The organism is Mesorhizobium sp. M0136, from assembly GCF_040322515.1.
GTDB lineage: Bacteria > Pseudomonadota > Alphaproteobacteria > Rhizobiales > Rhizobiaceae > Mesorhizobium.
In genome coordinates this window covers 52,494-75,621 of the sequence record NZ_JAMYTP010000012.1, presented here as the reverse complement: position 1 = coordinate 75,621, position 23,128 = coordinate 52,494, and the positions used below count along the sequence as shown (strand labels likewise).

Here is a 23,128-nt window from a genome sequence, read left to right as displayed (position 1 = left end):
GCCGGAACCGGAACGGGCTTTGGCCGTTCTCGGTTGAACGCCGTTATCGGTTGAACCTTGTCGCGCAGGGAGTTTGTCATGGCGCCGCGCCCCGCCTGGAGAGGATATCTCAAGCTTTCGCTGGTCACTTGCGCCGTCGAACTGACCAATGTCGTGACCCAGGCGGAGAAAGTCTCGTTCCGCGTGCTCAACCGCAAGACCGGCAATACCGTCAAGCGCGTCTATGTCGATTCGGCAAACGGCAAGCCGCTCGATGAAGGGGACGAGATCAAGGGCTACGAGATCGGCGACGGCGACTTCGTCCAAATCGAGGAGGAGGAGATCGAAGCCGTGCAGATCGAATCCTCGCACACGATGAGCCTCGATGGTTTCATCGAAAAATCCTCGATCCAGCAGATCTATCTCGATACGCCCTATTATGTGACGCCTGCGGACGAGGTCTCGGAAGAGGCCTTCGCCGTCATCCGCGACGCCATGGCCGCCAGGAAGACGGCGGGGCTGGCCCGTATCGTGCTCTATCGCCGCGAACGTCCGGTGGTCATCGAGCCGTTGGGCAAGGGTCTGCTGCTGACGACCCTGCGCTATGGCGATACGGTTCGCAGGCCCGAGGTGGTGTTCGGCGACATCAAGCCGGTGAAGACCGACGCCGAAATGATCAGGCTGGCCGAACACATCGTCGATGAGAAACAGGCGAAGTTCGATCCTTCCGAATTCGAGGACAAATACGAAAACGCCCTGATCGAGCTGGTCCGCGCCAAGAAGGCCGGCAGGAAGGCACCGAAGACAAAGGCGGAACCACGGCCCTCCAACGTCGTCAATCTCTTCGATGCACTGAAGAAGAGCCTTTCGTCGGAAGCCGGTGGGCCGGCAAAGACCGGACGCCCGGCAAAGGGCGCCAAGTCCAAAGCCGCTCGGCGCGAATCTGCTTAGGATCAGACCATGGTCAGCCTCGAGCAGTATCACGCCAAGCGCAATTTCAAGAAGACCACCGAACCGGCCGGCAAGGTTTCGCGCGGCAAGAAAGCCGAGCCAGGTGGCATCTTCGTCATCCACAAGCATGCCGCCACCAGGCTCCACTACGACCTTCGTCTCGAGCATGGCGGCGTGCTGTGGAGCTGGGCAGTGACGCGGGGCCCGAGCCTCGACCCGCACGAAAAGCGGCTCGCCGTGCATGTCGAGGACCACCCGATCGACTATGCGCCGTTTGAAGGCACTATCCCGAAGGACCAATATGGCGGCGGCTCGGTCATTGTCTGGGACGAGGGAACTTGGGTTCCCGATGGCGACCCGGCAAAGGCGATGAAGAAAGGCCATATCAGTTTCGAACTGCATGGCCACAAATTGCATGGCGCCTGGCATCTGGTACGGCTGAAGCCGCGTCCGGGCGAACGGCGCGACAACTGGTTGCTGATCAAATCCGACGATGCCGCCGCGCGTCCGGGCGAGGACATTTTGCAGGAGGCGCCGCAATCGGTGAAATCCGGCCTGACCATCGAGGAGGTCGGCGAAGGCAAGACCGCCGACGGCAAGAAGCCAAGCGTCTGGCAGTCCGACAGGCCGGCCGCCAGCAAAGCGAAGGCCGTCGCCGCAAGGCGGCTCGAATTCATCGAACCGGCGCTCGCAACGCTGGAGCGGGACGCCCCGCCCGGCAAGGACTGGCTGCATGAGGTGAAGTTCGACGGCTATCGCATGCAGGCGCAGCTTGCCGGCACCGAGGTTCGGCTTTTGACACGCGCCGGCCTCGACTGGACCGACAAATTCGGTGGCGCAATTGTCGCGGCACTTGGCGGCCTGAAATGCACCGATGCTATCATCGACGGCGAAATCGTCGTGCTGGCGGATAATGGCGTGTCGTCATTCTCGCTGCTGCAGCAAGATCTGTCGGCGGGCCGCACGGATCGTTTCATCTACTACGTTTTCGACCTGCTGCGTCTTAACGGTGAGGATATCCGTTCCGAACCGCTGGTCGAGCGCAAGGAAAGGCTGCGCACTTTGCTCGCCGGACAGACCGAGGATCGGGCCGTGCGCTTCAGCGACCACTTTGCCGAACCCGGCAAGATCATGCTGGAGCATGCTTGCCGGCTGGGGCTCGAAGGCGTCGTCTCCAAGCGCGCCGACGCGCCCTACCGCAGCGGCCGTGTCCCGTCCTGGGTGAAGTCGAAATGTACGGCGCGCCAGGAATTCGTCATCGGCGGCTACATGCCGTCGGACAAGACCGGGCGCGGCCTGCGCTCGCTGCTGGTCGGCTATCACGAGGGCGGCAAGCTGCGCTATGCCGGCCGCGTCGGCACCGGCTTCACGGCCAAAAGCACCAACGAGCTGAAGAAGAGGCTTGATGCGCTGAAGACGACAACCTCGCCCTTCGACAGGGCGGTGCCAAGGGGCAAGGGGCTGGTCTGGGTCAAGCCCGAACTTGTCGGCGAAGTGGAGTTTCGCAGTTGGACGTCGGACCGTATAATACGCCACGCGTCGTTCCAGGGATTGCGCGAGGACAAGCCGGCGGAGGAAGTCGTGCAGGAGAAACCGAAAGCACGCTCAGCCCCGGCAGAGTCGAAGCCAAAGCCCGCCAAACCCGCGGCCACCGCGAAAACCTCGGTTACGCTGTCCCGCCCCGACAAGCTTCTGTGGCCCGAGGAGGACGTATCGAAGCAGGATCTGGTCGATCACTACGCGCTGGTCTGGCCGCGCATGAAGCAATTCGTCATCAACCGGCCGCTCAGCCTCGTGCGGGCGCCGGACGGTGTTGGCGGCCAACGGTTCTTCCAGAAGCATGCCTCGGCCGGCATGCACGACAAGATCGCCGTGATGAAGGATCCCACCGACGGCGAGGAGATATTGTTCATCCGCGATTTCGACGGTGTCGTGGCCCTTGTTCAACTTGGCGTCGTCGAGATCCACATCTGGGGCTCGACCACGGACGAGCTGGAAAAACCAGACCAGATCATCTTCGATCTCGATCCCGACGAGGGTGTCGACGTGAAGGCGGTGCTTGCCGCGGCGCTCGATATCCGCAGCCGGCTCGACGAACTGTCCCTGCCTAATTTCGTCAAGACCTCGGGCGGCAAGGGCTATCATGTCCTCGTCCCGCTGAAGCCGTCGGCGGACTGGGACGAGGTCAAAGGCTTCGCCCATGAGTTCGCCCGAGCGCTCGAGCAAGCCGCACCCGACCGCTACACGGCGACGTTGTCGAAGAAGGCGCGCACCGGCAGGATATTCGTCGATTATCTGCGCAATGGCCGTGGCGCGACCACGGTCGCGCCCTATTCGTCGCGCGCCAAGAAAGGCGCCACGGTATCAATGCCGGTGACCTGGGCGGAAATCGAGGCCGGATTGCCGCCGAACGCCTTTCCGATCGGCGACAAGACGACGCTGAAGCGGCTTGGGCAAGCCGATCCCTGGGAGGATTTTTTCAAGCAGGCCAAGCCGCTCAAGCGCGGCTAGAGCAATTCCAGGAAAAAGTGCGTGGAACGATTTTCCGTCCGGAATTGCGTCAAAACAAAAAAGATAGAGCGGTTCGGCGTTTCCGTGGAGACGACGGGCCGTTCTGGTGCGTCGAAGCGAGCCATCAGGCGAGAAACGTCTTCTCGAATGCCTGCTTGCCTGTCGGCGAGAAGATCACCGCACGGCTGTCCTTCTCGCGCCGCGCCCATTTCTCGGCGAGGATCTTATCGAGAATGGCGGCGCCCAGCGTGCCGGCGAGGTGCGAACGCCGCACGCTCCAGTCGAGGCAGGCCCGGCACACCGGTCGCCGCGCCTTGCCCTCGACATCGATGCCGATCGCGGCGAAATGCGAGGCGGCCGACGGCCCAAGCCGGATCTCCTCATCATTGCGCAGGAGCACTTGTCGGGCGACGAGACGGTCCAGCATCGCCACCGCCTGGTCGCCGGCTAGGTGGTCGTAGCAGACCCGCGCCACGCGCATGGCGGCGTCGCGTGGGCCAGGCCGCACTCGTTGCGGCCCGACCGCGGCGGCAACACCGGTGATCGCCTCAATCATGCCTGCTACCTGCGGGCCGGCGAGGCCGTAGTAGCGATGCCGTCCCTGGCTTGCCAGCGTCAGCAGCCCGCCTTCCATCAGCTTCGACAGATGGGAACTCGCTGTCGGAAGCGACACGCCGGCCTCGAGTGCCAGTTCACTCGCCGTCAGTGCCGTGCCGCCCATCAGTGCGGACAGCATGTTTGCCCGCGCCGGATCGCCCACCAGGCTGGCAATGCGGGCTATGTCAGGTCCTTCGCGCATGGTTCGTTCCTCATCGAAGCATCCTCGTCAGACAAGCATTAATCTCGATGCAAATCAAGGAGACGACAATGCCTGCAAGGACCATTCTCGGCGCCGTGCCTGCTCGCCGGCCGTTCCCGTTCATTGTCTTGCGCCGCCTGCGGCGGCTGCGGCTCCTGAAGCGGTGGTACGACCGTCATTTGCAGCGTCTCGACCTCGCCGAGATCGACGATCATCTGCTGCGTGACCTTGGCCTGACACCCGAAGACGTCCGCCGCGAATGCGCGAAATCCTTCTGGCAAACCTGACCGTTCAGCGAATTTGCCTGGCATATCGATCTTCGGAACGTTTCGACCCGGCTCGAACTGTGACCGCCAGAAAACATCCACCGCCAAGGAGGCGAAAATGACCATCACCTGCTTCATCCGCTACGAGATCGATCCGTTCGGCAAGGCGGCGTTCGAGGAATATGCACGCAATTGGGGGCAGGCGATCCCGCGCTGCGGCGCCGATCTGATCGGCTATTTCGCGCCGCACGAAGGCTCGGCCACTACGGCTTATGCCGCCTATAACATCGACAGTCTTGCGGCCTACGAAGCCTACCGCGCCCGGCTCGCCGCCGATCCCGCCGGCAAGGCGAATTACGAGTTCGCCCGGCGGGAAAAATTTATCCTGAAGGAGGACCGCGTCTTCCTCAAGCTGGCGTCCGGGCCACATGCTTCTTTGGTGAAGCCATGATCGCCGTCATCTTCGAGGTCGAGCCGGCGGCGGGCATGCGCGATGCCTATCTCGGCATCGCCGCCGATCTGCGCCCACTGCTCGACGGCATCGACGGTTTCCTGTCGATCGAGCGCTTCCAGAGCCTTGCCGATCCGAACCGCATCCTGTCGCTGTCCTTCTGGCGCGACGAGGATGCGGTGAAGGCCTGGCGCAACACGCAGGAACATCGGCAGGCGCAGAGGGCTGGGCGCGGCGGCATCTTTGCCGGCTACCGTTTGCGCATCGCCCATGTCATGCGCGACTACGGCCTGACCGAACGCGCCGAGGCGCCAGCAGACAGCCGGGCGGTGAATGGGTAGCGACTGCTATGCATTCCCGATCAGCACCCCTGCCGCAAACACCAGCGCGCCGCCCAGCACCACCTGGAAGGCGGCGCGCCAGAATGGCGTCTGCATGTAGCGGTTCTGTACGAAGGCGATCGTCCAAAGTTCGAAGAACACCACGATCGCGGCGACGATCGTCGCCGTCCAGAAAAGCGGGATGAGATAGGGCAGCGCGTGCCCGAGCCCGCCCAGCGTCGTCATGACGCCGACGGTCAGCCCGCGTTTTACCGGCGAGCCGCGGCCGGATAGCTTGCCGTCGTCGGAGGCCACTTCGGTGAATCCCATCGAGATACCGGCGCCGATCGAGGCGGCAAGCCCGACCAGAAAGGTCTGGAACGTGTCGTGTGTGGCAAAGGCCGCGGCAAAGATCGGCGCCAGCGTCGACACCGAGCCATCCATCAGCCCGGCCAGCCCGGGCTGCACGTAAGTCAGGATGAACTGACGTTGCTCGGCTGCCGCCTCTTCGTCCTTGACCGCGCCCGATATATGCTTTTGCTCCAGCCGCTGCGCCAGTGTCTCGTGGCCCTGTTCGGCCACCGCCAGATCGTCGAGCAACTTTCTCGTCGAGGCATCGCCTGTGCGTTTGGCCGCCTCGATATAGAACAGGTAGGCCTGCCGCTCCATGGCCTCGGCTTGGCTGCGCACATGATCGATACCGAGCGGCCTCACCAGCCAGTCCGGCTTGCGCTCGTAATAACCCTTCACATGCTCGCGCCGGATCAGCGGTATGCGCTCGCCGAAACGCTTGCGGTAAAGCTCGATCAGCGCGTCGCGATGGCCGTCCTCTTCCTCCGCCATCTCCTCGAACACTTTGGCCGATTGCGGAAAGCTTTCCGCCAGCCCGTCGGCATAGGCGCGATAGATGCGCCCGTCATCCTCCTCGGAGGAGATTGCGAGCGCCAGGATCTCCTGCTCCGAGAGAGATTCAAACGGACGGCGGCCGAAGCCGAAAACGCGGGAAAGCATGAGAAATTCACCCCAGTTTAGAATAGTTCTAAACTAGAGCTTCGCACATCCTCGGTCAATCGCGCCCGCTCCATTCATCTGCTCAAAAGTATCGACGTCGAAACCGAACGAGGCACCGTTTGCTATCGGCGAACGTTCACCTATATAATCGAATCTGAACCAAGAGAAAGGAACCCGCAGATGCCGGAGCAACAGCAGCCGTTTGACCCCAAGCCGGTTCTCGACCTGATCGCTAACATCGAGGCGGACTTGCAGCGCCTGAAAGGGCTGGTCGAGCAGCAGGTCGAAAAATTCGATCCCGCCAATCCGCACAACAAAGCTCCCGACGGCAAGTTGACCGAGGAGGGCGTCGAGTGCTGCTATCGCCTGTTCGACGAGGGTAAGTCGCGCTATTCGGTTGCTCAGCAGATGAAGATCTCCTTCGCTGCTGCCACCCATCGCTTCAACACCTGGCGCAAGATGGGCGGCCCCAAACGGCAAAAGACGCTGTTGGGATGAGGAGCGGCCGGCAATGCCGGGTCAGGCAACGATTTGTCGATTGAAGTGACGAATGCATAGCGGAGGGTGGAGGCGGCGGTGGGTGACAGTCACGCCCCACTCCTGCCTCCAAGTCGAATTGTAACGGTCACATTTTTTCATTGGTGCGCGGCCTCCCTTTCCGTGCACCATAGGCGGTCTCATTTCTTGCAGGACCCCAGCCATGACCATCCCTCCCGGCATCGCCGATATTCACAGCGCAGCAGCGCGATTGTCCGGACTGATCGTCGAAACGCCGCTGATCGAATCGCCGGAGTTGAACAAGCGCTTCGGCGCCAGGATCCTGTTCAAGCCGGAGACGTTGCAGCGCACCGGCTCGTTCAAGTTCCGCGGTGCATATAACAAGCTCTCCTCGCTCTCGGCGGAAGAACGCGCCCGCGGCATCGTCGCCTTCTCGTCGGGTAATCACGCGCAAGGCGTTGCCGCCGCAGCGGCGATGTTCGGCGTCAAGGCCATCATCGCCATGCCTGCCGATGCGCCGGCGATGAAAGTCGGCAATGTCAGGAAGATGGGCGCCGAAGTGATCACCTTCGACCGGGTCCGTGGCGATCGCACTGCCGTTGTCCGTTCTTACGTGGAAAAGGGCATGGTCCTGGTGCCGCCCTACGACGATCCGGCCATCATCGCCGGCCAGGGCACGATCGGCCTCGAATTGATGCGCCAAGCAAAAGCGCTTGGCGTCAGCCTCGATGCGGTAGTGGTTCCCTGCGGCGGCGGCGGGTTGAGCAGCGGCATTTCGATCGCGGTCAAGGACGCCTCGCCGGACACCGCCGTCTGGGCCGTGGAACCCGAGCATTTCGACGACACACGCCGCTCGCTGATCCAAGGCGCCAGGGTGTCGAACGCGCCCGGCCAGACCTCGATCTGCGATGCCCTTCTCGTCGCCGAGCCGGGTGCCATCACTTTCGAGATCAACCGCAAGAACCTTGCCGGCGCCATCGCCGTTTCCGACCGGGCGGTGGCCCAGGCGATGCGCGACGCGATGGCTTGCCTGAAGCTGGTGGTCGAACCTGGCGGCTGCGTCGGTTTGGCCGCGCTGTCGTCAGGCGAGATCGACCTTACCGGGAAATGCGTGGCCGTGGTGCTGTCCGGCGGCAATGTCGATTTCAGCACCTATGCCGAGATCATTGCTGCCAGCTAAGATAGCAACCAGTTGCAGGTCATGTGCCGGTTCGAGGCGCTCGAGCCTCCGTTGCGTCCGGTCGAACCGGTCCCATTCAAGGACTGAGATCAATGAAACTGTTCTTCAGCCGCAATCCCAATCCTCGCCTCGCGGTCGCCGTGGCACGTTATCTCAATGCCAAGGTCGAGTTTGAATTCGCCTCCCCCTTCGCTCCGGGGCAGGCCGAGCGCTTTCGGCCGCTCAATCCAAATCTTTCATTGCCCATCCTTGTGGACTTGGGAAAAAGCCTCTGGGAGGCCGATGCCATAGCCTGCCGGCTTTCACGCGACACGCATTCGCATTTCTGGCGCGCCGGCGACGACGAGCCGGAGATGATCCGATGGCTGAGTTGGGGCAAAGAGAACTTCGCAAGAGCCTGCGATGTAGTTCATTTCGAACGCGGGACCAAACAGCGCTATGGGCTCGGCCCGATCGATCAGGCACGGGTTGAGGAGGGCCTGAGGGACTTCAGTACCGCCGCTGCAATACTTGATGCTGAGCTTTCCCAGCGAGAATGGCTGGTCGGAAATTCGGTTTCCTACGCCGACTTTCGAATGGCGACGTTTCTGCCCTTCAACGACGTCGCCCGATTGCCTCTCGATGATTATCCCTCTGTCGGCCGCTGGTATCGGCAGCTTGAAGAAATCGATGCTTGGCGCGATCCCTTCGAAGGGCTCAATGCACCTGAATTGACACCGGTCCCGGGCCAGGCCAAGGCCGTGTGATTCTCGATCATTTGCGCAAGCTGATTGCGTCGACCCTAATCCAGCGTCCGGCGGAACCGCACCAGCGCAATGCCGGCGAACAGCGCCACGAACACCACCAGCCAGCCGATCTCCGTTGCCACTGCCGGCAGCTCGGCGCCCTTCAGCATCACCGCGCGGATAATGCGCAGGAAATGCGTCAGCGGCAGCACTTCGCCGAAAACTTGCGCCCAGTCCGGCATGCCGCGATAGGGGAACATGAAGCCGGACAGCATGATCGACGGCAGGAAGAAAAAGAAGGTGAGCTGCAGGGCCTGCATCTGCGTGCGGGCGATCGTCGAAATCGTGTAGCCGAGCAGCACCAGCGCCAAGACGAAGATCAGGACCGCCGTCAACAGCAGCGACATAGATCCGGTGAAGGGTATGGCAAACAGAAGCTTCGAGGCCGCCAGCACCACCACCACCTGCACGGCGCCTACCGCCAGATAGGGCAGCACCTTGCCCAGCATGATCTCGAGCGGGCTGGACGGCATCGCCAGAAGGTTCTCCATCGTGCCGCGCTCGGTCTCGCGCGTCAGCGCGATCGAGGTCATCATCACCATCGTCATCTGCAGGATGACGCCGAGCAGACCGGGCACGATGTTGTACTGCGAGACGGCTTCCGGATTGTAGCGCCGGTGCACCACCACCTGGAGCTGGCCCCGGGCAGCTTCGGCCGCCGTCTCCTGCATGCCGCGTGCCCTGAGCAGCGCCTGGTTGGCGACGGTGCCGAGCGTCGAGATGGCGCCGCTGGCGACGGCCGGGTCGGTTGCATCCGCCTCGATCAGGATCTGCGGGCTGTCGCCGCGCTCGACCCGTCGGGCAAAATCGGCGGGAATGGTGACGACGAAGGCGACATCGCCGCGCGCCATCAGGAATTCGGCTTCGGCGGCACTTTGCGCAACATGGTCGAAGCGGTAATAGCCGGTGGTCTGCAGCGCCGCAACCATGGCCCGCGTGTAAGGATCGCTGCTCATCGCCACCAGCGCTGCCGGCAGGCTCTTCGGATCGTTGTTGATGGCATAGCCGAACAGCACCAGCTGCATCAGCGGCACGCCGAGCATCATGGCGAAGGTGATGCGGTCGCGCCGCATCTGGATGAACTCCTTGATCAGCAGCGCGCCTAGCCTGGCGAAGGAAAAGATGCTGTTTATCCCGTTCTTCATCCCATGTTGTCCTTCGAACCGGACATGAACTGGATGAACACATCCTCCAGGCTGGTCTCGCCGGGCGACACCGTGACGCCCTTGTGCTCCTTCTCGACATCGGCGAGCGCTGCCTGAAGCGCCTTCCTGTCGGAACCGACGACATGCAGCGTCGCCCCGAACGGCGCCACCTGGTCGACGCCGTCGCGGCCATGAAGTGCGGCCGCGACCTGATCGAGCCGTGGCCCTTGCAGGACGAAGGTGGTCAGCCCGGCATTCCTCACCACGTCCTCGACCGTCCCAGTGGCCAGCATCTTGCCGTAGGAGATGTAGCTGATGCGGTGGCAGCGCTCGGCTTCGTCCATGTAATGGGTGGAGACCAGCACGGTCAGGCCGCCGCTCGCCAGCCGGTGGATCTCGTCCCAGAATTCGCGTCTGGCCTTCGGGTCGACGCCCGCCGTCGGCTCGTCGAGCAGCAGTAGTTTCGGCTTGTGCATGATGCAGGCGGCCAGCGCCAGCCGCTGCTTCCAGCCGCCGGACAGCGTACCGGCCAGCTGGTTCTTGCGCGATGTCAGGCCGAGCTCCTCAAGCGTCTTAGCCACATGCCCGTCGAGCGGCTTCAGCCGGTAAAGCCGTGCCACGAATTCGAGATTCTCGCCGATCGTGAGGTCTTCGTAGAACGAGAATCTCTGTGTCATGTAGCCGACTTCGCGCTTGATCCGCAGGCTGTCGGTGCGAATGTCGAAGCCCAGAACCGTGCCTTCGCCCTCATCCGGCGTCAGCAAGCCGCACATGATGCGGATGGTCGTCGTCTTGCCTGAGCCGTTCGGCCCGAGGAAGCCGACGATCTCGCCCTCGGCCACCGTCATCGTCACATGGTCGACGACGGTCTTGTCACCGAAGCGCTTGACCAGGCCATGCACGTCGATGACGTTCATTTTCCGATGTCCGCCAGGTCGACGTCGACGATCTGCCCGGGCTGCAATGCGCTGGCGTCGCCCTCCGGCCGCGCTTCGACCAGATAGACCAGCTTTTGCCGGGTCTCGAGCGAGTAGATCACCGGCGGCGTGAATTCCGGATCCGGTGACACGTAGCTGACGCGAGCCTTCACGCCCGCTCCGCAACCGTCGCAATGGACATTGAGCAGCGTGCCGACATCGACCGAGGAGAACGCGCTTTCCGGCACATAGACGCTGAGCTTCACCGCGCCATCCGGCAGTATGGAGATGACCGGCGCGGTCGGCCCGGCCGTGTCGCCTGGATAGCGGATGACATCGTTGACCCGGCCGGGCGAGGGTGCCGTCAGCACGCGCTTCGACAGCCGCCATTGCGCTTGCTCCAGCGCCGACTGCGCCTGCCTGACCTGATTGTCGGCAGCCTTGATCGTCTCGGGCCGTGCCGGCAGCCCGCCGACGGCGAGATTGGCCTCCGCCTGGCCGACCTGCGCGTTGGCCGTCTCCAGCGTCGCGGAAGCCGTGTCGTAGTCGGCCTGCGTGCCGGTGCCGCGTTTGAACAGATCGCTGGCGCGGATGTAACGGCGTTTGGCGTCGGCGGCTTGCGCCTTGGCCATGTCGACCTGCGCCTTGAGCACCGCAATCTCTTCCGGCCGCTTGCCGACCTGCAGGTCGGCAAGTTGCGCCTGGGCCTGCGCAAGGGCCGCCTCGGCTTGTGCGATGGCGATCTTGGCGTCGGCGTTTTCCAACGTCACCACCGGCGTGCCGGGCGTGACGCGGTCGCCGCGCTTGACCGCAATCGTCTCGACCTGCGCCACCTCGATCGGCGCGAGCAGGACGTAGTCGCCCTCGACGTAGCCGACGGCGAGCGGTGCTGCCGGCGCGCAGGCGCTGAAAAGCTGGGCGGCAAGCGGCAAAGAACAGAGCAGGCTCATGATCCACGATCCTTCCGGACAGCCAAATCGCGCCGAGCTAAAATCGCGCTGAGATTGTCGGTTATTGTTGCCGCGATCTTGCCGGCCTCATCATCGCCGATCTTGCGCCAGCCCATCCGGCGCATAACCGCCTCGCGGCCGATGCGGAAATAGACGACCTGGCCGATCAGCGTGAATACGGTGAGTTTTGTGCGCTCGCTCTCGGCCGGCTCGCCCGTCGCCTGTTCCCAGATGAGGCAGAGCCGGCGATGCGCCGGTTCGAACACGCCGTCATAGATACGGTCGAGGGCCGCGGTAGGATGCGACAGCTCGCGCAGGACGAACTGTACAATCTCGCCTGCTTCCGGCCTTGCCGCGATGAAGGCGACCATGCGCTCCAGTGCGCCGGCTAAATGTGCCCGCGCGGCCTCGGTGTCCGCCAATGCCGCGACCGGCGCCTGCAGATTGCCGATCGCCTGGCCGGCAACGGTCTGGATGGTGTCGACGATGTAGTCGGCCGCCGCGTTGCGGAGCCCTTCCTTGCCGCCGAAATGATAGGCGATCGAGCCGATATTGGCCTTGGCCTCAGCCGCGATCTGGCGCGTCGACGTGCCGTCGAAACCCTGGCGTCCGAACAGCTTCAGCGCCGCGCGCACGAGTGCCGTCCGCGTCATGTCTGCGGCGGTCTTGGGCGCCTCATGAGGAAGGCTGCTGGCGCTGGGCGATTTGATCATCATCGACAATTTAATCAATCGAATGATTAAAGTCAACTGCGATCAAGCGGCTTGCCAACTCTGGCCGTGCGCGCTCTAGTGCGTGGCCATGGGCAAGGAAATCGAGCGTAAATTCCTGGTCTCAGGTGAGGAATGGCGGGCAATGGTCGAGGCGGACATTCATATCCGTCAATTCTACCTTGTCGCCGAACCCAGCCGTACGGTGCGTGTGCGCATCAGCAATGATGCCGCCGCCAAGCTGACGCTCAAGTTCGGCAGCCAGGCACGCCAGCGCGATGAATTCGAATATCCGGTGCCTTTGGCGGAGGCGCAGGAGATGCAGGCCTTTGCCATCGGACATGTCATCGAGAAGACACGCCATCATGTTAGACACCGCGGCTATCTCTACGAAGTCGATGTCTTCGGGGGGACGCTTGCGGGGTTGGTGATCGCCGAGCTCGAGACGCCGGAGGATGTACCGGACGAAATGCTGCCAGATTGGCTCGGCCGCGAAGTCACCGGCGAGCCGAGATTTTACAACGCGTCGCTCGCCCTTGGGGGGATTGCGGAGATCGTCGCATGAGCTTTCGTATCGTCCGCACATGTCGCTGACCGGCGAGGTCAGGCGCATCCTCGCCGAGGAGATCGGCAAGGCGCTTGTCCATCTGGACGCCGCGCGTGACAGGCCCGAGCAGGGGCTGCACAACTGTCGCAAACGGCTGAAGAACGTCCGCGCCTTGCTGCGCCTTGTCCGTTCCGGAGACGAAACATTCTGCGTGACTGAGAATGAATGCTACCGCCAGGTGGCGGCCCTGCTTGCCGGCCCGCGCGAGGCAACCGCACTGGTGGAAACAATCGACCGGCTAGCGGCAAGCTTTCCCGAGCAAAGTGCCGGCGGTGGCCTCGATGCCGTTCGCGACCGGCTCGTCGCGCGCCAGCATGAACTGCATGGCGGAGCAGGCCTCGATGCTGCGATAGGCGCGGCGATCGCCGCTTGCGAGGAAGGTGTCGGCCGGATCGACAAGCTCGCTCTGCCCGACCAGCCGGAGCAGGCTGCCGACGTGCTCGCCGAAGGCGCGCGCGCCACTTTGCGCCGCGCCAGGAAAGCGCTGGACAAGGCGGCTTCGCGCGGCGAAGCCGATGACTTTCACGACCTGCGCAAGGCGGCCAAGACGCATGGCATGCACCTGTCGCTGCTCGGCCGGCTGTGGCCGACGCCGATCAAGGCCCGGCGCAAGGCCGTCGATGAATTGGGCGAGCGGCTCGGCGAACTGCACGACGTGTTCGTCATGCGCGCGCTTCTCGATGCCGAGGACCAGCCGCTCGGTCCCCCTGAGGACACGCGGTTGCTTGCCAAGCTGCTGAAGCGCTCGGAAAAGAGCCTGAAAAAAACCTGCCTCGCCGAGGCGGCCGAGCTTTTCGGCGACCGTCCGAAGCGCTCGACAAGGAAGCTTGCCCGCAAGGTGCGCGACGATCTCACAGCGGTATCGCACGAAGACGCCGGCGCGCCTGGCGTGGGCTGATCATGGTGTAATTTGCCGCCCTGTGACAATCGCCGTCTGGCATGACCGAGCCCGGCGACACGCTTCTGGACCGACTTGGCCGGCTTGCCGGCCGACTGCAGGAGGAATCGTCCGGCTACGAGCCTTACACGCCGTGAGACGCTATTCGCGCAGGGAAATCCTGCACGTCCGCCATCACTCGCTCGACACGCCGCGCGACTTCGACCTGTCGCCCTATTTCCGCATCGTCAAGCCGACCCTCGAATATGGTTTCGACTACCGGCAGATGATTTGGGACGACAACCCCAGGGTTGCCAATGCCGAGACAAGGGGTCAGAGTGGCGGCTAGGCCGGTAGCGGCCGTCGTGCTGTTGCGGCGGCCCGGCCGGGTGTCCGCGCGCCGGCGTCGCGCGGATGCGGTCCGATCGGCATGATCGCCGGGAATGGCGTCGCGCCGAAAGCGAAGGTCCATTTGTAGCCGATCAACCCGTCTTCCGGCGTCGTGTGCTGATCGTGATGCGCAAGCAATTTGGCGCGCTCGGCCAGTTCCTCCGCCTCCCGCCTGACCATTTCCGCCGTCTCGGGCCGCATCCGCCTGGAGAAGCTGACGAATGTCGCCTCGCGCTCCAGATGCGTGATGGCCCAGCCGATGAAGTTCTTGTTGGTCACCTCGAACAGTGGCCGCAATGGCCCGTCGAAATTCCACTGGATTGGCGTCTCGACCAGCAGCCTGGCCGACAGGCCGCGACCGAGCGCGACCAGCCCCAACTCCTCGAGGTCGCGCAGATAGAGGAACATCGAAGCCTCGCTCAACCCCTGTGAGCGCATGATGCCTTCGGGCGTAAATTTTTCCGAAAGCATGACGAAGATGAACAGCAGTGCCGGCCGGCCGGCGAGCTTGCGCTCGATCTCCGGCGCGATGTGGTTGGCAGGTCCTGGTCCTCTGTTCATAGAGCCGAGCACGTTCTCCAACTCCACGCCGGCGGTAGCGCAGATCTCCATCAGCCGGTCGAGCTTGCAGTTGCGCTCGTGGAAAATGCGCTTCACCGTCGGCTCAGAAACGCCCATTCGCTCGGCAAGGACGCGGTAGGTCACGCCCTTGGCCTTCAGCGTCCGCTTCAGCGCGTCGAAGATCAGGCCGTTCATGGGATGCACCTCTTTTGCACGATTTGGTATCAACCTTCGGTACTAGTCCCGATAGATCTTCCCGAAAAGTATCGAAAGGCCTAGCTCTCCGCCAGCCCATTACAGGAGACTAGCCATGAAAAGCCTCTTCACACCGATACTTCTCGCCATCGTCGGCATCGCGACTGCGCCGGCAGTTCAGGCCGCTGAACTCTGGCGCGCCGGCGGCCTCGAGCAACCTGAATCGGCGCTGTTCGACGCCGCCGGCCAGCGCGTTATCATCTCGAACATCGTCGGCAATCCCGGCGAAGCCGACGGCAACGGCTATCTGTCGATTCTGTCGATGGACGGCAAGCTGGTCACGCAACACTGGACCGACGGCATGGACGCGCCCAAGGGCATGGCGATTGCCGGCGGCAAACTCTACGTCGCCGACATCGCCCATGTGCGCGTCGTCGATCTCCAAAGCGGCAAGCTAGCGTCGACGATCGACGTGCCGAACGCTGTCTTTCTCAACGACATGACCGCTGATGCATCCGGCAAGGTCTACGTCACGGATATGCTTGCCGATACGATCTATCGCATCGACGGCGACCGGCTCGAACTGTTCATCAAGGATGCGGCGCTCGCTTCGCCGAATGGCATCTTCGCAGATGGCGGCCGGCTGATCGTCGCTTCGTGGGGCAAGGGCATCAAGCCCGACTTCAGCACCGCGGAGCCGGGCGGCCTGCTCTCGGTCGATCTCGCCACCAAGGCCGTTTCGCCTCTGGCTGGCGCGGAAAACTTTGCCAACCTCGATGGCGTCGTTGCCATCGGCGGCAGCATCTACGCCACTGCCTATATGACGGGCACGCTCTACCGCTACAAAGCCGGCGGTACGCCGCAAGTGGTTGCGACGTTCAAGCCGGGCAGCGCCGATATCGGCACAGATGGCAAGTCGACAATCTTCGTGCCGCTAATGAACGAGGGCGAGGTCTCAGCGTTGGGCCTCGACTAAGCCGGCAGTTGCCAGCTCAGGCGAGAGGCGCGGCTTTCTTCAGCTGCGCCCGCGCATCCGTGATCGATGCGGCATAAGTCACCAGCGGCCGCTTGACACCGTGGTTGATCAGCATGCGGCGTGTCTGCGGTGAAGCGCCTGAGATAATAAAGCGAACGCCGGCGCGCTTGGCCTTGTGGGCCGCGCCCTCGATGACATTGGCCGCCGTCGAATCGAAGAACGGCACCGCCGAACAGTCGAGGATGAAGTTCTTGCGCTGGTCGGCGATGCGGTCCAGCACCGTGCCGACGGTCGAGGCGGCGCCGAAGAAAAAGGCGCCCGATATCCGGTAGACCACGGTGTCGGCATCGCTCGCCTCGCTGGAATCATAAGCGCTGGCTCGGTCGGCGACGTCTTCCTGCACCAAGGATTGATGGTCCGCCTCCACCGCGATGCTCTTGGCCATGCGGTCGATGAACAGGATCGAGCCTAGCGCGAAGCCGACGACGATGCCTTCGGTCAGGTCGCGTAAGATGACGATCAGGAACGTCGCCATCAGTACCAGCGCATCGCCGCGCGAGGCGCGCAGCAAGGTGGCGAAGGCCTGTTTCTCGAACATGTTCCAGCACACCACCGCCAGCACGCCGGCAAGTGCTGCAAGCGGGATATAGCTGGCCAGCGGTGCCGCCACCAGCATCAGAGCAAGCAGAATGGCCGAGTGCATCATGCCTGAGACCGGTCCATGCGCGCCGGCCCGTACATTGGTCGCGGTGCGGGCAATGGTGCCAGTGGTGCATATGCCGCCGAACAAGGCGGAGGCGATATTGGCGAAGCCTTGCGCCACCAACTCGCAATTGGAGCGATGCCGCCTTCCGGTCATGCCGTCGGCGACGACGGCCGACAGCAGCGATTCGATCGCCCCGAGCAGCGCAAAGGCGATGGCGTCCGGCAGCACGTCGATTATCCTGTCGAGGCTGAGCGGCGGGAAGGCCGGCCATTGCAGGCTGCGCGGGATGCCGCCGAAGCGCGTGCCGATCGTCTCGGCCGGCATGGCGAGCAATGCGACGACGAGGGATGCCAGTCCGATGGCAATCAGCATAGCCGGCCACTTCGGCCGAAACCGCCTCAACGTCGCAATGGTGATGATGGTCAGTGCCGCCACCGCAGTTGCGGCGAGGTTGATTGTTCCGGCCGCTTCGCCGATGGCCATCAGCTTCGGCACCAGCGGCCCTGGCTCCTTGCCGGCGAGCTTCAGCCCGAACAGTTCGACGATCTGGCCGGAGAAGATGATGACAGCGATGCCGGCGGTGAAGCCGACGGTCACCGGGTAGGGGATGAATTTGATGTAGGTGCCAAGTCTGAGATAGCCGATGGCAAGCAGGAACACGCCGGCCATCATCGTCGCCAGCAGCAAGCCGTCGACGCCAACCCGCGCCACCGTCGCCGCCACAAGCACAATGAAGGCGCCGGCCGGGCCGCCGATCTGGAAACGGCTGCCGCCAAGCGCCGAGACCAGGAAGCCGCCAATGATCGAGGTGTAGAGCCCGCGCTCCGGCGTCACGCCTGAAGCAATGGCAATTGCCATCGACAACGGCAGCGCAACGATGGCGACAGTCAGCCCGGCGATGGCATCCGCCTTGAAATGCGTGAGCGTGTAGCCCTCGCGCAGCACCGTCACCAGCTTCGGGGTGAACAGTTCGGAAAATGTCGGCCGCGCCGGTTGATGCACTGCCCGCTGCGTCTGATCCATCGAGTGCCTTCCGCATGAAACCAAGGAGCGGCGGGATCGTCGGCAGGACTGTCGGCGGTCGCCGTCGCGACTTGGAGCGGCGTGCGTCCAAATAGGCGCACAGATACGCCCCAACACTTTTGACCCGCGCATCGGACTATCCGAAAATCGAATTTGATTTTCGGCGATGCGGCAGTAGCGTCAGCCTTGCGGGTTCTGCGGCGTGACAGGCTTGAGGCGAACGCCCCTGCCGCCACGCTCGCTCGCCTGGTTCTCGCCGATCAGCTCGACCCCGGCCTCTTCAAGGGCCTGGATGACCTTCATCAGCGTATCGACCACGCCCCGGACCACGCCGTCGCTCGCTTCCATGCGCTGAATGGTTGGAAGCGAAACCCCGGCGCGCTCGGCGAGGGTCTTCTGATCGATGCCGGCCAGCGCCCTCGCGGCACGCATCTGCGCGGCAGTGATCATCGGTCAAAACCCCGTCTGAGTTCTGCAGTATCACGTATAATACCTTCATAATGATGGGTCAAACATCATCTTGCCTATGTGAAACATGCAACAGTCTTTGCCAGCCGGTGCGCTGGCATGCTACAAACCTCGACATCGTTAGGCGGGACATCCATTGCGGTACCGATTTCACAGGTACGACCTTAAAAGGGATGAGCAGGTGAAGACATTCAAAGCGTTGGCGACCTCGACAGTCTTGCTGTCGATGGTTTTCCTGCTGGCAGGCTGCGGACATGGCCTGATCAACAGGCTGATTTGAAGTAGTCCGGCCGACGTCAGGTGCCGTCGGCCCGCCCTAGCCATCGCTGCAGCAATCGTGCCGCCAGCCAGCACAGCATCGCCCAGGCAAAGCCGGCGCACCAGCCGGCCAGCACGTCGGACGGCCAGTGGACGCCGAGATAGATGCGGCTGATGCCGACCACCACCGTCGTCAGCACCGCCAGCACGAGCACATAGATCTTCGTTGTGCGCCCGGGCAAAAACCGTGCCGCCATGCTGCCCAGCGTCAAATACGTCACCGCCGACAGCATGGCGTGGCCGCTCGGAAACGAAAGCGATGCCACATCGGCGAGATGCGAGACCAGATCCGGGCGCGGCCGGTCGATATCGAATTTCAGCACGCTTGACAGGAGCTGGCCGCCCGCCACCGCGACGAACATGAGAAGCGCCGCGCCTGGCCTGCGGATAAGGAGCAGATAGACGATCATTGCTGCCGTGATCAGCACCAGTACGCTGGCGCTGCCGAGGCTGGTGACGTCGCGCATCGCTCCTTCCAGCCACGCCGGTCCGATCGGATTGTCGGGCTGGCCGGCCTTGCGGAAGGCAAGCAGGATTTCGGTGTCGAAGGCATGCGGCGTGGTCGCCCGCGCCAGCTCCATCAGTTCTTCGAACCCCCACAGCCCGCCGGCAATGACCAGCCCGGCCAGCAGAACCGGGAACTCCAGCCAGTTGCGCAGTCTGCTTGCAATCTTCTTCATCGGCCCGATCGCAGCTACAGCCTTTGCAGATAGGGCCCGAGCGTGATCAGCGCCACAGCTGCGATGGCAAGCACAATGCCGGTTGCCTGCAAGGCATTGACGCGCTCGCCGAAGAAGACCAGCGCCACCACATTCACCGACACCAGCTGGATCACCGCCGACAGGCTGAACGACACCGACATGCCGAATTCACGGATCAGCCTCAGCATGATCAGATTGCCCAGCGAATAGAGCGCCAACGTCAGCACGATCTTGCCGAGGCTCGGCGCCAGCCCCCACTGTTTTGCGGCCATGGCCGCCAGCAGAAAGATCACCGTCGAAACGCAGAGCTGCCCAAGTCCCCAGAAACTCACTTTTGTTCCTCCCGATGCGGTCCCTACGCGCCTGCCGCAGCTCTTGTTTCCGAAGCGCCGGTCGCGGTCAAGCGGGGCTGATGTTGGATACGAAATCGCAGGTGGCAATTAGCCGGCATGTCATCAAACTGTGACCTGCCGGTAATACCGGATTGGCCAGGCAACACGCTCCAGCAATCCATCCAGCCAGAGGCAGGCCCCCATGACTGAACAGCGCTCGACCGAACATCGCACCCCTGACGCCCATTTCCGCACCAGCCTGCTCGAGGAAAACGATGGGCCAGGAGCCAATCCCACCGACAACCGCACCATGGGTGAGATCATCGCCGCGCGGTTCTCGCGCCGCGGCTTCCTCAAGGGCTCGCTTGCCGTCTCGGCCATAGCCGCTACCGTCAGCCCGCTGGCGCTGATCGCCGCCGACAACGCCCGCGCCGCCGAAGGCTCCGCCTTCGCTTTCGACGAGCTCGAGGCCGGCATCGACGACAAGCATCACGTCGCACCTGGCTATGACGCCGACGTGCTGCTGCGCTGGGGCGATCCGCTGTTCGCCGATTCGCCGGAATTCGATCCGACAAAACAGTCGGCGGAAGCCCAGGCCAGACAATTCGGCTACAACAACGACTATGTCGGTTATATCCCGATCGGCGGCTCGGCCGAGCATGGCCTGCTGGTCGTCAACCACGAATACACCAATCCGCATCTGATGTTCCCGGGCCTCGTCACCATCGTCGATGGCAAAGCCAAGCAGGCGCCCCTCAGCAAGGAGCAAGTCGATGTCGAGATGGCCGCGCATGGCGGCACCATTGTCGAGATCCGCAAAGAAGCCGGCAAATGGCAGGTCGTGCGCGACGGCAAGCTCAACCGCCGCATCACCTCCAATACCGAGATGGCACTGTCTGGCCCCGTCGCCGGCCACGACCGCGTCAAGACCAGCGCCGACCCGAGCGGTACGAAGGTCATCGGCACCCTCAACAACTGCGCCGGCGGCGTCACGCCGTGGGGCACCTATGTCATGGCCGAGGAGAACATCCACGGCTATTTCTCGGGCGAGCTGCCGCAGGGCCATAACGAGGCGGCCAACTACAAGCGCCTCGGCATTCCCGAAGGCGCCTATGAATGGGCGGCGCATCATGACCGTTTCGATATCGGCAAGGAGCCGAACGAGCCGAACCGCTTCGGCTGGATCGTCGAGGTCGACGTTCAGGATCCGACGTCGGTGCCGAGGAAGCGCACCGCCATGGGCCGCTTCAAGCATGAGGGCGCAGAATCGATCGTCGCCAAGGATGGCCGTGTCGCCTTCTACCTCGGCGACGACGAGCGCTTCGACTATGTCTATAAGTTCGTCACCACAGGCAAGTTCAATCCGGACGATCGCGCCGCCAACATGAATTTGCTCGACGACGGCACCTTGCATGTCGCCAAGTTCGCCGAGGACGGTTCAATCGAATGGCTGCCGATCGTCTTCGGCCAGGGACCGCTGACAGCGGCAAACGGCTTTGCCAGCCAGGCCGACGTGCTGATCGAGACGCGCCGTGCCGCCGACCTGCTTGGCGCCACCAAGATGGACCGCCCGGAAGACATCCAGCCCAATGCCGCCAATGGCAAGGTCTATGTCATGCTGACCAACAATTCGAAGCGCAAGGCCGACCAGGTCGACGCCGCCAATCCGCGCGCCGAAAACGCCTTTGGCCATATCATTGAGATCGTCGAGGATGGCGGTGATTTCGCTGCGACCAAGGGCAAGTGGGAAATCCTGCTGAAATGCGGCGATCCCGCCGTGGCCGAAATCGGCGCCACCTTCTCCACCGCAACCACTGCCAATGGCTGGTTCGGCATGCCGGACAATTGCGCGGTCGATTCGGCCGGCCGCCTCTGGGTTGCTACCGACGGCCAGGGCCCGAAGGCCACAGGCCGCACCGACGGCCTGTGGGCGGTCGACACGGAAGGCCCGGCGCGGGCGACCTCAAAGCTGTTCTTCCGTGTGCCGATCGGCGCCGAAATGTGTGGTCCCCTGTTTGCGCCGGACGACCAGACTGCTTTCGTTGCCGTCCAGCATCCAGGCGACGGTGGCGAGGACTGGGAGGCTTTTGGGCGTCCCTCCTATTATGAGGATTTGTCGACCCGCTGGCCTGACTTCAAGCCGGACATGCCGGTGCGCCCGGCGGTCGTTGCCATCACCAGGCAAGGCGGCGGCAAGATCGCGGTCTGAGACGCGGGAAGGCCTTGCAGTCTCGAGGAAGGATTTCGGTGGATGCGAAATCCTTCCTTTCCTGATATGGGATGCATCCATGCTGCGCATCATGCGCCGACTAATCATTCGGTGCGCTAACCACGGCCACATTCATTGTGCTTCGCAACCTGAAGCCAATGGACTCGTATAGTCTGATGGCCGTGGCGTTGCTGGCATAGGCGTGGAGATAGGGAATTTCGCCGCGCGCCACTATCCGGTTTGCCACGAACAGGGACAGCAGCTTGCCCAGGCCACCGCCGCGAAATTCCGGATTTGAGCACACCCCGCTGAGTTCGGTATAGCCAGGTTGCTTCATGCGCTCGCCGGCCATTGCCACAAGTCTGCCCTTGATTTTCACGCCCCAAAAATCGCCCAGGCTCAGGGCTTCGAGCGTGAATGGGCCAGGCTTGGTGAGCAATGCCAGGGCGAGCATCTCATCGGCATCGTCTCGGGTCAGACGTTGCACACGTTTGTCAGACACGGTTTGCAACGGCCGCTCGGCAATCATTTGAACCCCGGCTGCGGTCGAAGTCGCGGAAAGCCCCGCGGGCAGAGCAATGGCGTCCGACTGAAGCAGGATGACACTCTCGCCCGCGGAGACAAGCTGTTCGAGCGCCCGCAGGCTTTCGGCGTCGTCGGCGCCAGTGGCTGCGAAAGGAACAATCGACGGCCGGTATCGCCTGGCGAGGTCATTGCCTTGCGCGAACGCCCGATGTCGCGTCTGAAGCGCGCTCCAGATAGGCCGGTCGAGCAGGTGTCTCATCACGCAGCGCCCTCCGGATTTTTCACTCGACGGTCGAGAGGGGCCGCAGCGAGGCCGTCCTCGATGGCGGTCAGCTGCTCAAGAAGCGGCCCCGAAAGATCCGCGCACAAATCCGCAACGGCGTTCTCGATGCAAGGCCAGACGTCACGCTTTGCGACATCGACCAGCCGCCGGCCGTCCCGTGTGAGGGCGACAATCCTGCGCCGCTGGTCATCGGTCGACTGACTAACCTCGAGCAATCCCAATCCGGCCAGAAGCGAGACGCTTCGCGTTACACCCGGCTGCGCGATGCCAAGCGATTGCGCCAGTTCCCCGACAGGCAGCGGGCCCAGCCTGTCGAGCGCGGCCAGCAGTGGGTATTGGCTCGCCTGAACCGGAACATCCAGCCGGTCGAGCAGGCGCTGCGCCTCCGCCTGCAGTTGCTCGCCTATACGCTTCATCCTGCTGCCGAGGCACAAGAAACCAAGCGATCGTACGACGTCTTCCATATGCCAATCCGTCTCGCGAA

At 63.1% G+C, this 23,128-nt stretch carries 25 protein-coding genes and 1 pseudogene; 13 read left to right on the top strand and 13 right to left on the bottom strand.

Annotated features, from left to right (window positions below; translation table 11 throughout):
* The first annotated feature begins 78 nt into the window (after positions 1 to 78).
* Together ku and ligD are read left to right on the top strand one after the other, a co-directional pair.
* Positions 79 to 930, top strand: a complete 852-nt coding sequence (gene ku, locus NKJ35_RS16335) for a non-homologous end joining protein Ku (RefSeq protein ID WP_352648451.1) — start codon at positions 79 to 81, stop codon at positions 928 to 930.
* A 9-nt stretch (positions 931 to 939) separates the two neighbouring features.
* A complete protein-coding gene (gene ligD, locus NKJ35_RS16330; protein ID WP_352648449.1) occupies positions 940 to 3,441 on the top strand; it encodes a DNA ligase D in 2,502 nt (833 codons plus the stop codon).
* A 124-nt stretch (positions 3,442 to 3,565) separates the two neighbouring features.
* Here the strand turns inward: ligD and NKJ35_RS16325 are convergent, their stop codons facing one another.
* Positions 3,566 to 4,240, bottom strand: coding sequence for an ArsR/SmtB family transcription factor (locus NKJ35_RS16325; protein WP_352476820.1), 675 nt, complete (start codon positions 4,238 to 4,240; stop codon positions 3,566 to 3,568).
* A gap of 68 nt (positions 4,241 to 4,308) precedes the next feature.
* Here NKJ35_RS16325 and NKJ35_RS16320 point away from each other — a divergent pair, with 68 nt between their 5' ends.
* From NKJ35_RS16320 to NKJ35_RS16310, 3 genes are all read left to right on the top strand, one after another.
* Positions 4,309 to 4,527 carry a DUF1127 domain-containing protein gene (locus NKJ35_RS16320; RefSeq protein ID WP_352648446.1) on the top strand — a complete coding sequence of 73 codons (219 nt, stop codon included), beginning with the start codon at positions 4,309 to 4,311 and terminating at the stop codon, positions 4,525 to 4,527.
* A 97-nt stretch (positions 4,528 to 4,624) separates the two neighbouring features.
* On the top strand, positions 4,625 to 4,957 hold the full coding sequence (locus NKJ35_RS16315) for an NIPSNAP family protein (RefSeq protein WP_352476818.1): 333 nt from the start codon (positions 4,625 to 4,627) through the stop codon (positions 4,955 to 4,957).
* On the top strand, positions 4,954 to 5,298 hold the full coding sequence (locus NKJ35_RS16310) for an antibiotic biosynthesis monooxygenase family protein (protein WP_254818022.1): 345 nt from the start codon (positions 4,954 to 4,956) through the stop codon (positions 5,296 to 5,298). The genes NKJ35_RS16315 and NKJ35_RS16310 overlap by 4 nt, the downstream gene beginning before the upstream one ends.
* Before the next feature lie 6 nt (positions 5,299 to 5,304).
* On the opposite strand, the gene mbfA is transcribed toward NKJ35_RS16310, so the two are convergent.
* Complete coding sequence (gene mbfA / locus NKJ35_RS16305; RefSeq protein WP_352476817.1) at positions 5,305 to 6,288, bottom strand: iron exporter MbfA; 984 nt, start codon at positions 6,286 to 6,288, stop codon at positions 5,305 to 5,307.
* Positions 6,289 to 6,468: 180 nt separating this feature from the next.
* On the opposite strand from mbfA, the gene NKJ35_RS16300 reads away from it, so the two are divergent.
* The 3 genes from NKJ35_RS16300 to NKJ35_RS16290 all read left to right on the top strand — a co-directional run bounded on the left by NKJ35_RS16300 (position 6,469) and on the right by NKJ35_RS16290 (position 8,712).
* The gene (locus tag NKJ35_RS16300; protein ID WP_254818024.1) at positions 6,469 to 6,786 is read left to right on the top strand and encodes a hypothetical protein; all 318 of its coding nucleotides are present in this window, start codon (positions 6,469 to 6,471) and stop codon (positions 6,784 to 6,786) included.
* Between the two features lie 202 nt (positions 6,787 to 6,988).
* On the top strand, positions 6,989 to 7,966 hold the full coding sequence (locus NKJ35_RS16295) for a threonine/serine dehydratase family protein (protein WP_352648443.1): 978 nt from the start codon (positions 6,989 to 6,991) through the stop codon (positions 7,964 to 7,966).
* A gap of 92 nt (positions 7,967 to 8,058) precedes the next feature.
* Positions 8,059 to 8,712, top strand: coding sequence for a glutathione S-transferase family protein (locus tag NKJ35_RS16290; RefSeq protein ID WP_254818026.1), 654 nt, complete (start codon positions 8,059 to 8,061; stop codon positions 8,710 to 8,712).
* 35 nt (positions 8,713 to 8,747) lie between these two features.
* Here NKJ35_RS16290 and NKJ35_RS16285 read toward each other — a convergent pair whose 3' ends face one another.
* From NKJ35_RS16285 to NKJ35_RS16270, 4 genes are read right to left on the bottom strand one after another with little or no spacing between them, the layout of a single operon-like run.
* A complete protein-coding gene (locus tag NKJ35_RS16285) occupies positions 8,748 to 9,884 on the bottom strand; it encodes an ABC transporter permease (protein ID WP_352648607.1) in 1,137 nt (378 codons plus the stop codon).
* Between the two features lie 8 nt (positions 9,885 to 9,892).
* Positions 9,893 to 10,813 (bottom strand): ABC transporter ATP-binding protein, encoded by a 921-nt coding sequence (locus NKJ35_RS16280; RefSeq protein WP_352648439.1) that lies wholly within the window; start codon positions 10,811 to 10,813, stop codon positions 9,893 to 9,895.
* The gene (locus tag NKJ35_RS16275) at positions 10,810 to 11,763 is read right to left on the bottom strand and encodes an HlyD family secretion protein (RefSeq protein ID WP_352648437.1); all 954 of its coding nucleotides are present in this window, start codon (positions 11,761 to 11,763) and stop codon (positions 10,810 to 10,812) included. Before NKJ35_RS16275 ends, NKJ35_RS16280 begins: the two co-directional genes overlap by 4 nt.
* Positions 11,760 to 12,476: a CerR family C-terminal domain-containing protein gene (locus tag NKJ35_RS16270; RefSeq protein ID WP_352648605.1), complete on the bottom strand. Its 717-nt coding sequence runs from the start codon at positions 12,474 to 12,476 to the stop codon at positions 11,760 to 11,762. Before NKJ35_RS16270 ends, NKJ35_RS16275 begins: the two co-directional genes overlap by 4 nt.
* 88 nt (positions 12,477 to 12,564) lie before the next feature.
* On the opposite strand from NKJ35_RS16270, the gene NKJ35_RS16265 reads away from it, so the two are divergent.
* From NKJ35_RS16265 to NKJ35_RS16255, 3 genes and pseudogenes are all read left to right on the top strand, one after another.
* Positions 12,565 to 13,038, top strand: coding sequence for a CYTH domain-containing protein (locus NKJ35_RS16265; protein ID WP_254818029.1), 474 nt, complete (start codon positions 12,565 to 12,567; stop codon positions 13,036 to 13,038).
* A gap of 19 nt (positions 13,039 to 13,057) precedes the next feature.
* A complete protein-coding gene (locus NKJ35_RS16260; protein WP_352648434.1) occupies positions 13,058 to 13,978 on the top strand; it encodes a CHAD domain-containing protein in 921 nt (306 codons plus the stop codon).
* Between the two features lie 142 nt (positions 13,979 to 14,120).
* Positions 14,121 to 14,306: pseudogene (locus NKJ35_RS16255) on the top strand (lipo-like protein); the annotation flags it as partial.
* Here the strand turns inward: NKJ35_RS16255 and NKJ35_RS16250 are convergent.
* Positions 14,303 to 15,103: a helix-turn-helix domain-containing protein gene (locus NKJ35_RS16250; protein ID WP_352648432.1), complete on the bottom strand. Its 801-nt coding sequence runs from the start codon at positions 15,101 to 15,103 to the stop codon at positions 14,303 to 14,305. The pseudogene NKJ35_RS16255 and the gene NKJ35_RS16250 sit on opposite strands and share 4 nt — an antisense overlap.
* Positions 15,104 to 15,218: 115 nt before the next feature.
* On the opposite strand from NKJ35_RS16250, the gene NKJ35_RS16245 reads away from it, so the two are divergent.
* Entirely contained in the window at positions 15,219 to 16,079 is an 861-nt protein-coding gene (locus NKJ35_RS16245) for an SMP-30/gluconolactonase/LRE family protein (RefSeq protein ID WP_352648430.1), read from the top strand.
* A gap of 16 nt (positions 16,080 to 16,095) precedes the next feature.
* Here the strand turns inward: NKJ35_RS16245 and NKJ35_RS16240 are convergent, their stop codons facing one another.
* From NKJ35_RS16240 to NKJ35_RS16225, 4 genes are all read right to left on the bottom strand, one after another.
* A complete protein-coding gene (locus NKJ35_RS16240; protein WP_352648428.1) occupies positions 16,096 to 17,808 on the bottom strand; it encodes a SulP family inorganic anion transporter in 1,713 nt (570 codons plus the stop codon).
* 180 nt (positions 17,809 to 17,988) lie between these two features.
* Positions 17,989 to 18,258, bottom strand: a complete 270-nt coding sequence (locus NKJ35_RS16235; RefSeq protein ID WP_292656925.1) for a helix-turn-helix domain-containing protein — start codon at positions 18,256 to 18,258, stop codon at positions 17,989 to 17,991.
* A gap of 314 nt (positions 18,259 to 18,572) precedes the next feature.
* Entirely contained in the window at positions 18,573 to 19,274 is a 702-nt protein-coding gene (locus tag NKJ35_RS16230) for a phosphatase PAP2 family protein (protein WP_352476869.1), read from the bottom strand.
* A 14-nt stretch (positions 19,275 to 19,288) separates the two neighbouring features.
* Positions 19,289 to 19,627 carry a hypothetical protein gene (locus tag NKJ35_RS16225; protein ID WP_023679017.1) on the bottom strand — a complete coding sequence of 113 codons (339 nt, stop codon included), beginning with the start codon at positions 19,625 to 19,627 and terminating at the stop codon, positions 19,289 to 19,291.
* Positions 19,628 to 19,829: 202 nt separating this feature from the next.
* Here NKJ35_RS16225 and NKJ35_RS16220 point away from each other — a divergent pair, with 202 nt between their 5' ends.
* Entirely contained in the window at positions 19,830 to 21,836 is a 2,007-nt protein-coding gene (locus NKJ35_RS16220; protein WP_352648425.1) for a PhoX family protein, read from the top strand.
* A gap of 100 nt (positions 21,837 to 21,936) precedes the next feature.
* On the opposite strand, the gene NKJ35_RS16215 is transcribed toward NKJ35_RS16220, so the two are convergent.
* Together NKJ35_RS16215 and NKJ35_RS16210 are read right to left on the bottom strand one after the other, a co-directional pair.
* Positions 21,937 to 22,620, bottom strand: coding sequence for a GNAT family N-acetyltransferase (locus NKJ35_RS16215; RefSeq protein WP_352648423.1), 684 nt, complete (start codon positions 22,618 to 22,620; stop codon positions 21,937 to 21,939).
* The gene (locus NKJ35_RS16210) at positions 22,620 to 23,108 is read right to left on the bottom strand and encodes a MarR family winged helix-turn-helix transcriptional regulator (RefSeq protein ID WP_352648422.1); all 489 of its coding nucleotides are present in this window, start codon (positions 23,106 to 23,108) and stop codon (positions 22,620 to 22,622) included. Before NKJ35_RS16210 ends, NKJ35_RS16215 begins: the two co-directional genes overlap by 1 nt.
* Positions 23,109 to 23,128: the final 20 nt, after the last annotated feature.

What these genes read in the sequence shown, in the direction of transcription:
- ligD (WP_352648449.1), top strand. Translation starts at nt 940, where the DNA reads ATGGTCAGCCTCGAGCAGTATCACGCCAAGCGCAATTTCAAGAAGACC.
- mbfA (WP_352476817.1), bottom strand. Translation starts at nt 6,288, where the DNA reads ATGCTTTCCCGCGTTTTCGGCTTCGGCCGCCGTCCGTTTGAATCTCTC.
- NKJ35_RS16315 (WP_352476818.1), top strand. Translation starts at nt 4,625, where the DNA reads ATGACCATCACCTGCTTCATCCGCTACGAGATCGATCCGTTCGGCAAG.
- NKJ35_RS16275 (WP_352648437.1), bottom strand. Translation starts at nt 11,763, where the DNA reads ATGAGCCTGCTCTGTTCTTTGCCGCTTGCCGCCCAGCTTTTCAGCGCC.
- NKJ35_RS16230 (WP_352476869.1), bottom strand. Translation starts at nt 19,274, where the DNA reads ATGAAGAAGATTGCAAGCAGACTGCGCAACTGGCTGGAGTTCCCGGTT.
- NKJ35_RS16320 (WP_352648446.1), top strand. Translation starts at nt 4,309, where the DNA reads ATGCCTGCAAGGACCATTCTCGGCGCCGTGCCTGCTCGCCGGCCGTTC.
- NKJ35_RS16220 (WP_352648425.1), top strand. Translation starts at nt 19,830, where the DNA reads ATGACTGAACAGCGCTCGACCGAACATCGCACCCCTGACGCCCATTTC.
- NKJ35_RS16300 (WP_254818024.1), top strand. Translation starts at nt 6,469, where the DNA reads ATGCCGGAGCAACAGCAGCCGTTTGACCCCAAGCCGGTTCTCGACCTG.
- NKJ35_RS16310 (WP_254818022.1), top strand. Translation starts at nt 4,954, where the DNA reads ATGATCGCCGTCATCTTCGAGGTCGAGCCGGCGGCGGGCATGCGCGAT.
- NKJ35_RS16265 (WP_254818029.1), top strand. Translation starts at nt 12,565, where the DNA reads ATGGGCAAGGAAATCGAGCGTAAATTCCTGGTCTCAGGTGAGGAATGG.
- NKJ35_RS16215 (WP_352648423.1), bottom strand. Translation starts at nt 22,620, where the DNA reads ATGAGACACCTGCTCGACCGGCCTATCTGGAGCGCGCTTCAGACGCGA.
- NKJ35_RS16240 (WP_352648428.1), bottom strand. Translation starts at nt 17,808, where the DNA reads ATGGATCAGACGCAGCGGGCAGTGCATCAACCGGCGCGGCCGACATTT.
- NKJ35_RS16210 (WP_352648422.1), bottom strand. Translation starts at nt 23,108, where the DNA reads ATGGAAGACGTCGTACGATCGCTTGGTTTCTTGTGCCTCGGCAGCAGG.
- NKJ35_RS16235 (WP_292656925.1), bottom strand. Translation starts at nt 18,258, where the DNA reads ATGATCACTGCCGCGCAGATGCGTGCCGCGAGGGCGCTGGCCGGCATC.
- NKJ35_RS16250 (WP_352648432.1), bottom strand. Translation starts at nt 15,103, where the DNA reads ATGAACGGCCTGATCTTCGACGCGCTGAAGCGGACGCTGAAGGCCAAG.
- NKJ35_RS16295 (WP_352648443.1), top strand. Translation starts at nt 6,989, where the DNA reads ATGACCATCCCTCCCGGCATCGCCGATATTCACAGCGCAGCAGCGCGA.
- NKJ35_RS16325 (WP_352476820.1), bottom strand. Translation starts at nt 4,240, where the DNA reads ATGCGCGAAGGACCTGACATAGCCCGCATTGCCAGCCTGGTGGGCGAT.
- NKJ35_RS16270 (WP_352648605.1), bottom strand. Translation starts at nt 12,476, where the DNA reads ATGATCAAATCGCCCAGCGCCAGCAGCCTTCCTCATGAGGCGCCCAAG.
- NKJ35_RS16290 (WP_254818026.1), top strand. Translation starts at nt 8,059, where the DNA reads ATGAAACTGTTCTTCAGCCGCAATCCCAATCCTCGCCTCGCGGTCGCC.
- NKJ35_RS16245 (WP_352648430.1), top strand. Translation starts at nt 15,219, where the DNA reads ATGAAAAGCCTCTTCACACCGATACTTCTCGCCATCGTCGGCATCGCG.
- ku (WP_352648451.1), top strand. Translation starts at nt 79, where the DNA reads ATGGCGCCGCGCCCCGCCTGGAGAGGATATCTCAAGCTTTCGCTGGTC.
- NKJ35_RS16260 (WP_352648434.1), top strand. Translation starts at nt 13,058, where the DNA reads ATGTCGCTGACCGGCGAGGTCAGGCGCATCCTCGCCGAGGAGATCGGC.
- NKJ35_RS16280 (WP_352648439.1), bottom strand. Translation starts at nt 10,813, where the DNA reads ATGAACGTCATCGACGTGCATGGCCTGGTCAAGCGCTTCGGTGACAAG.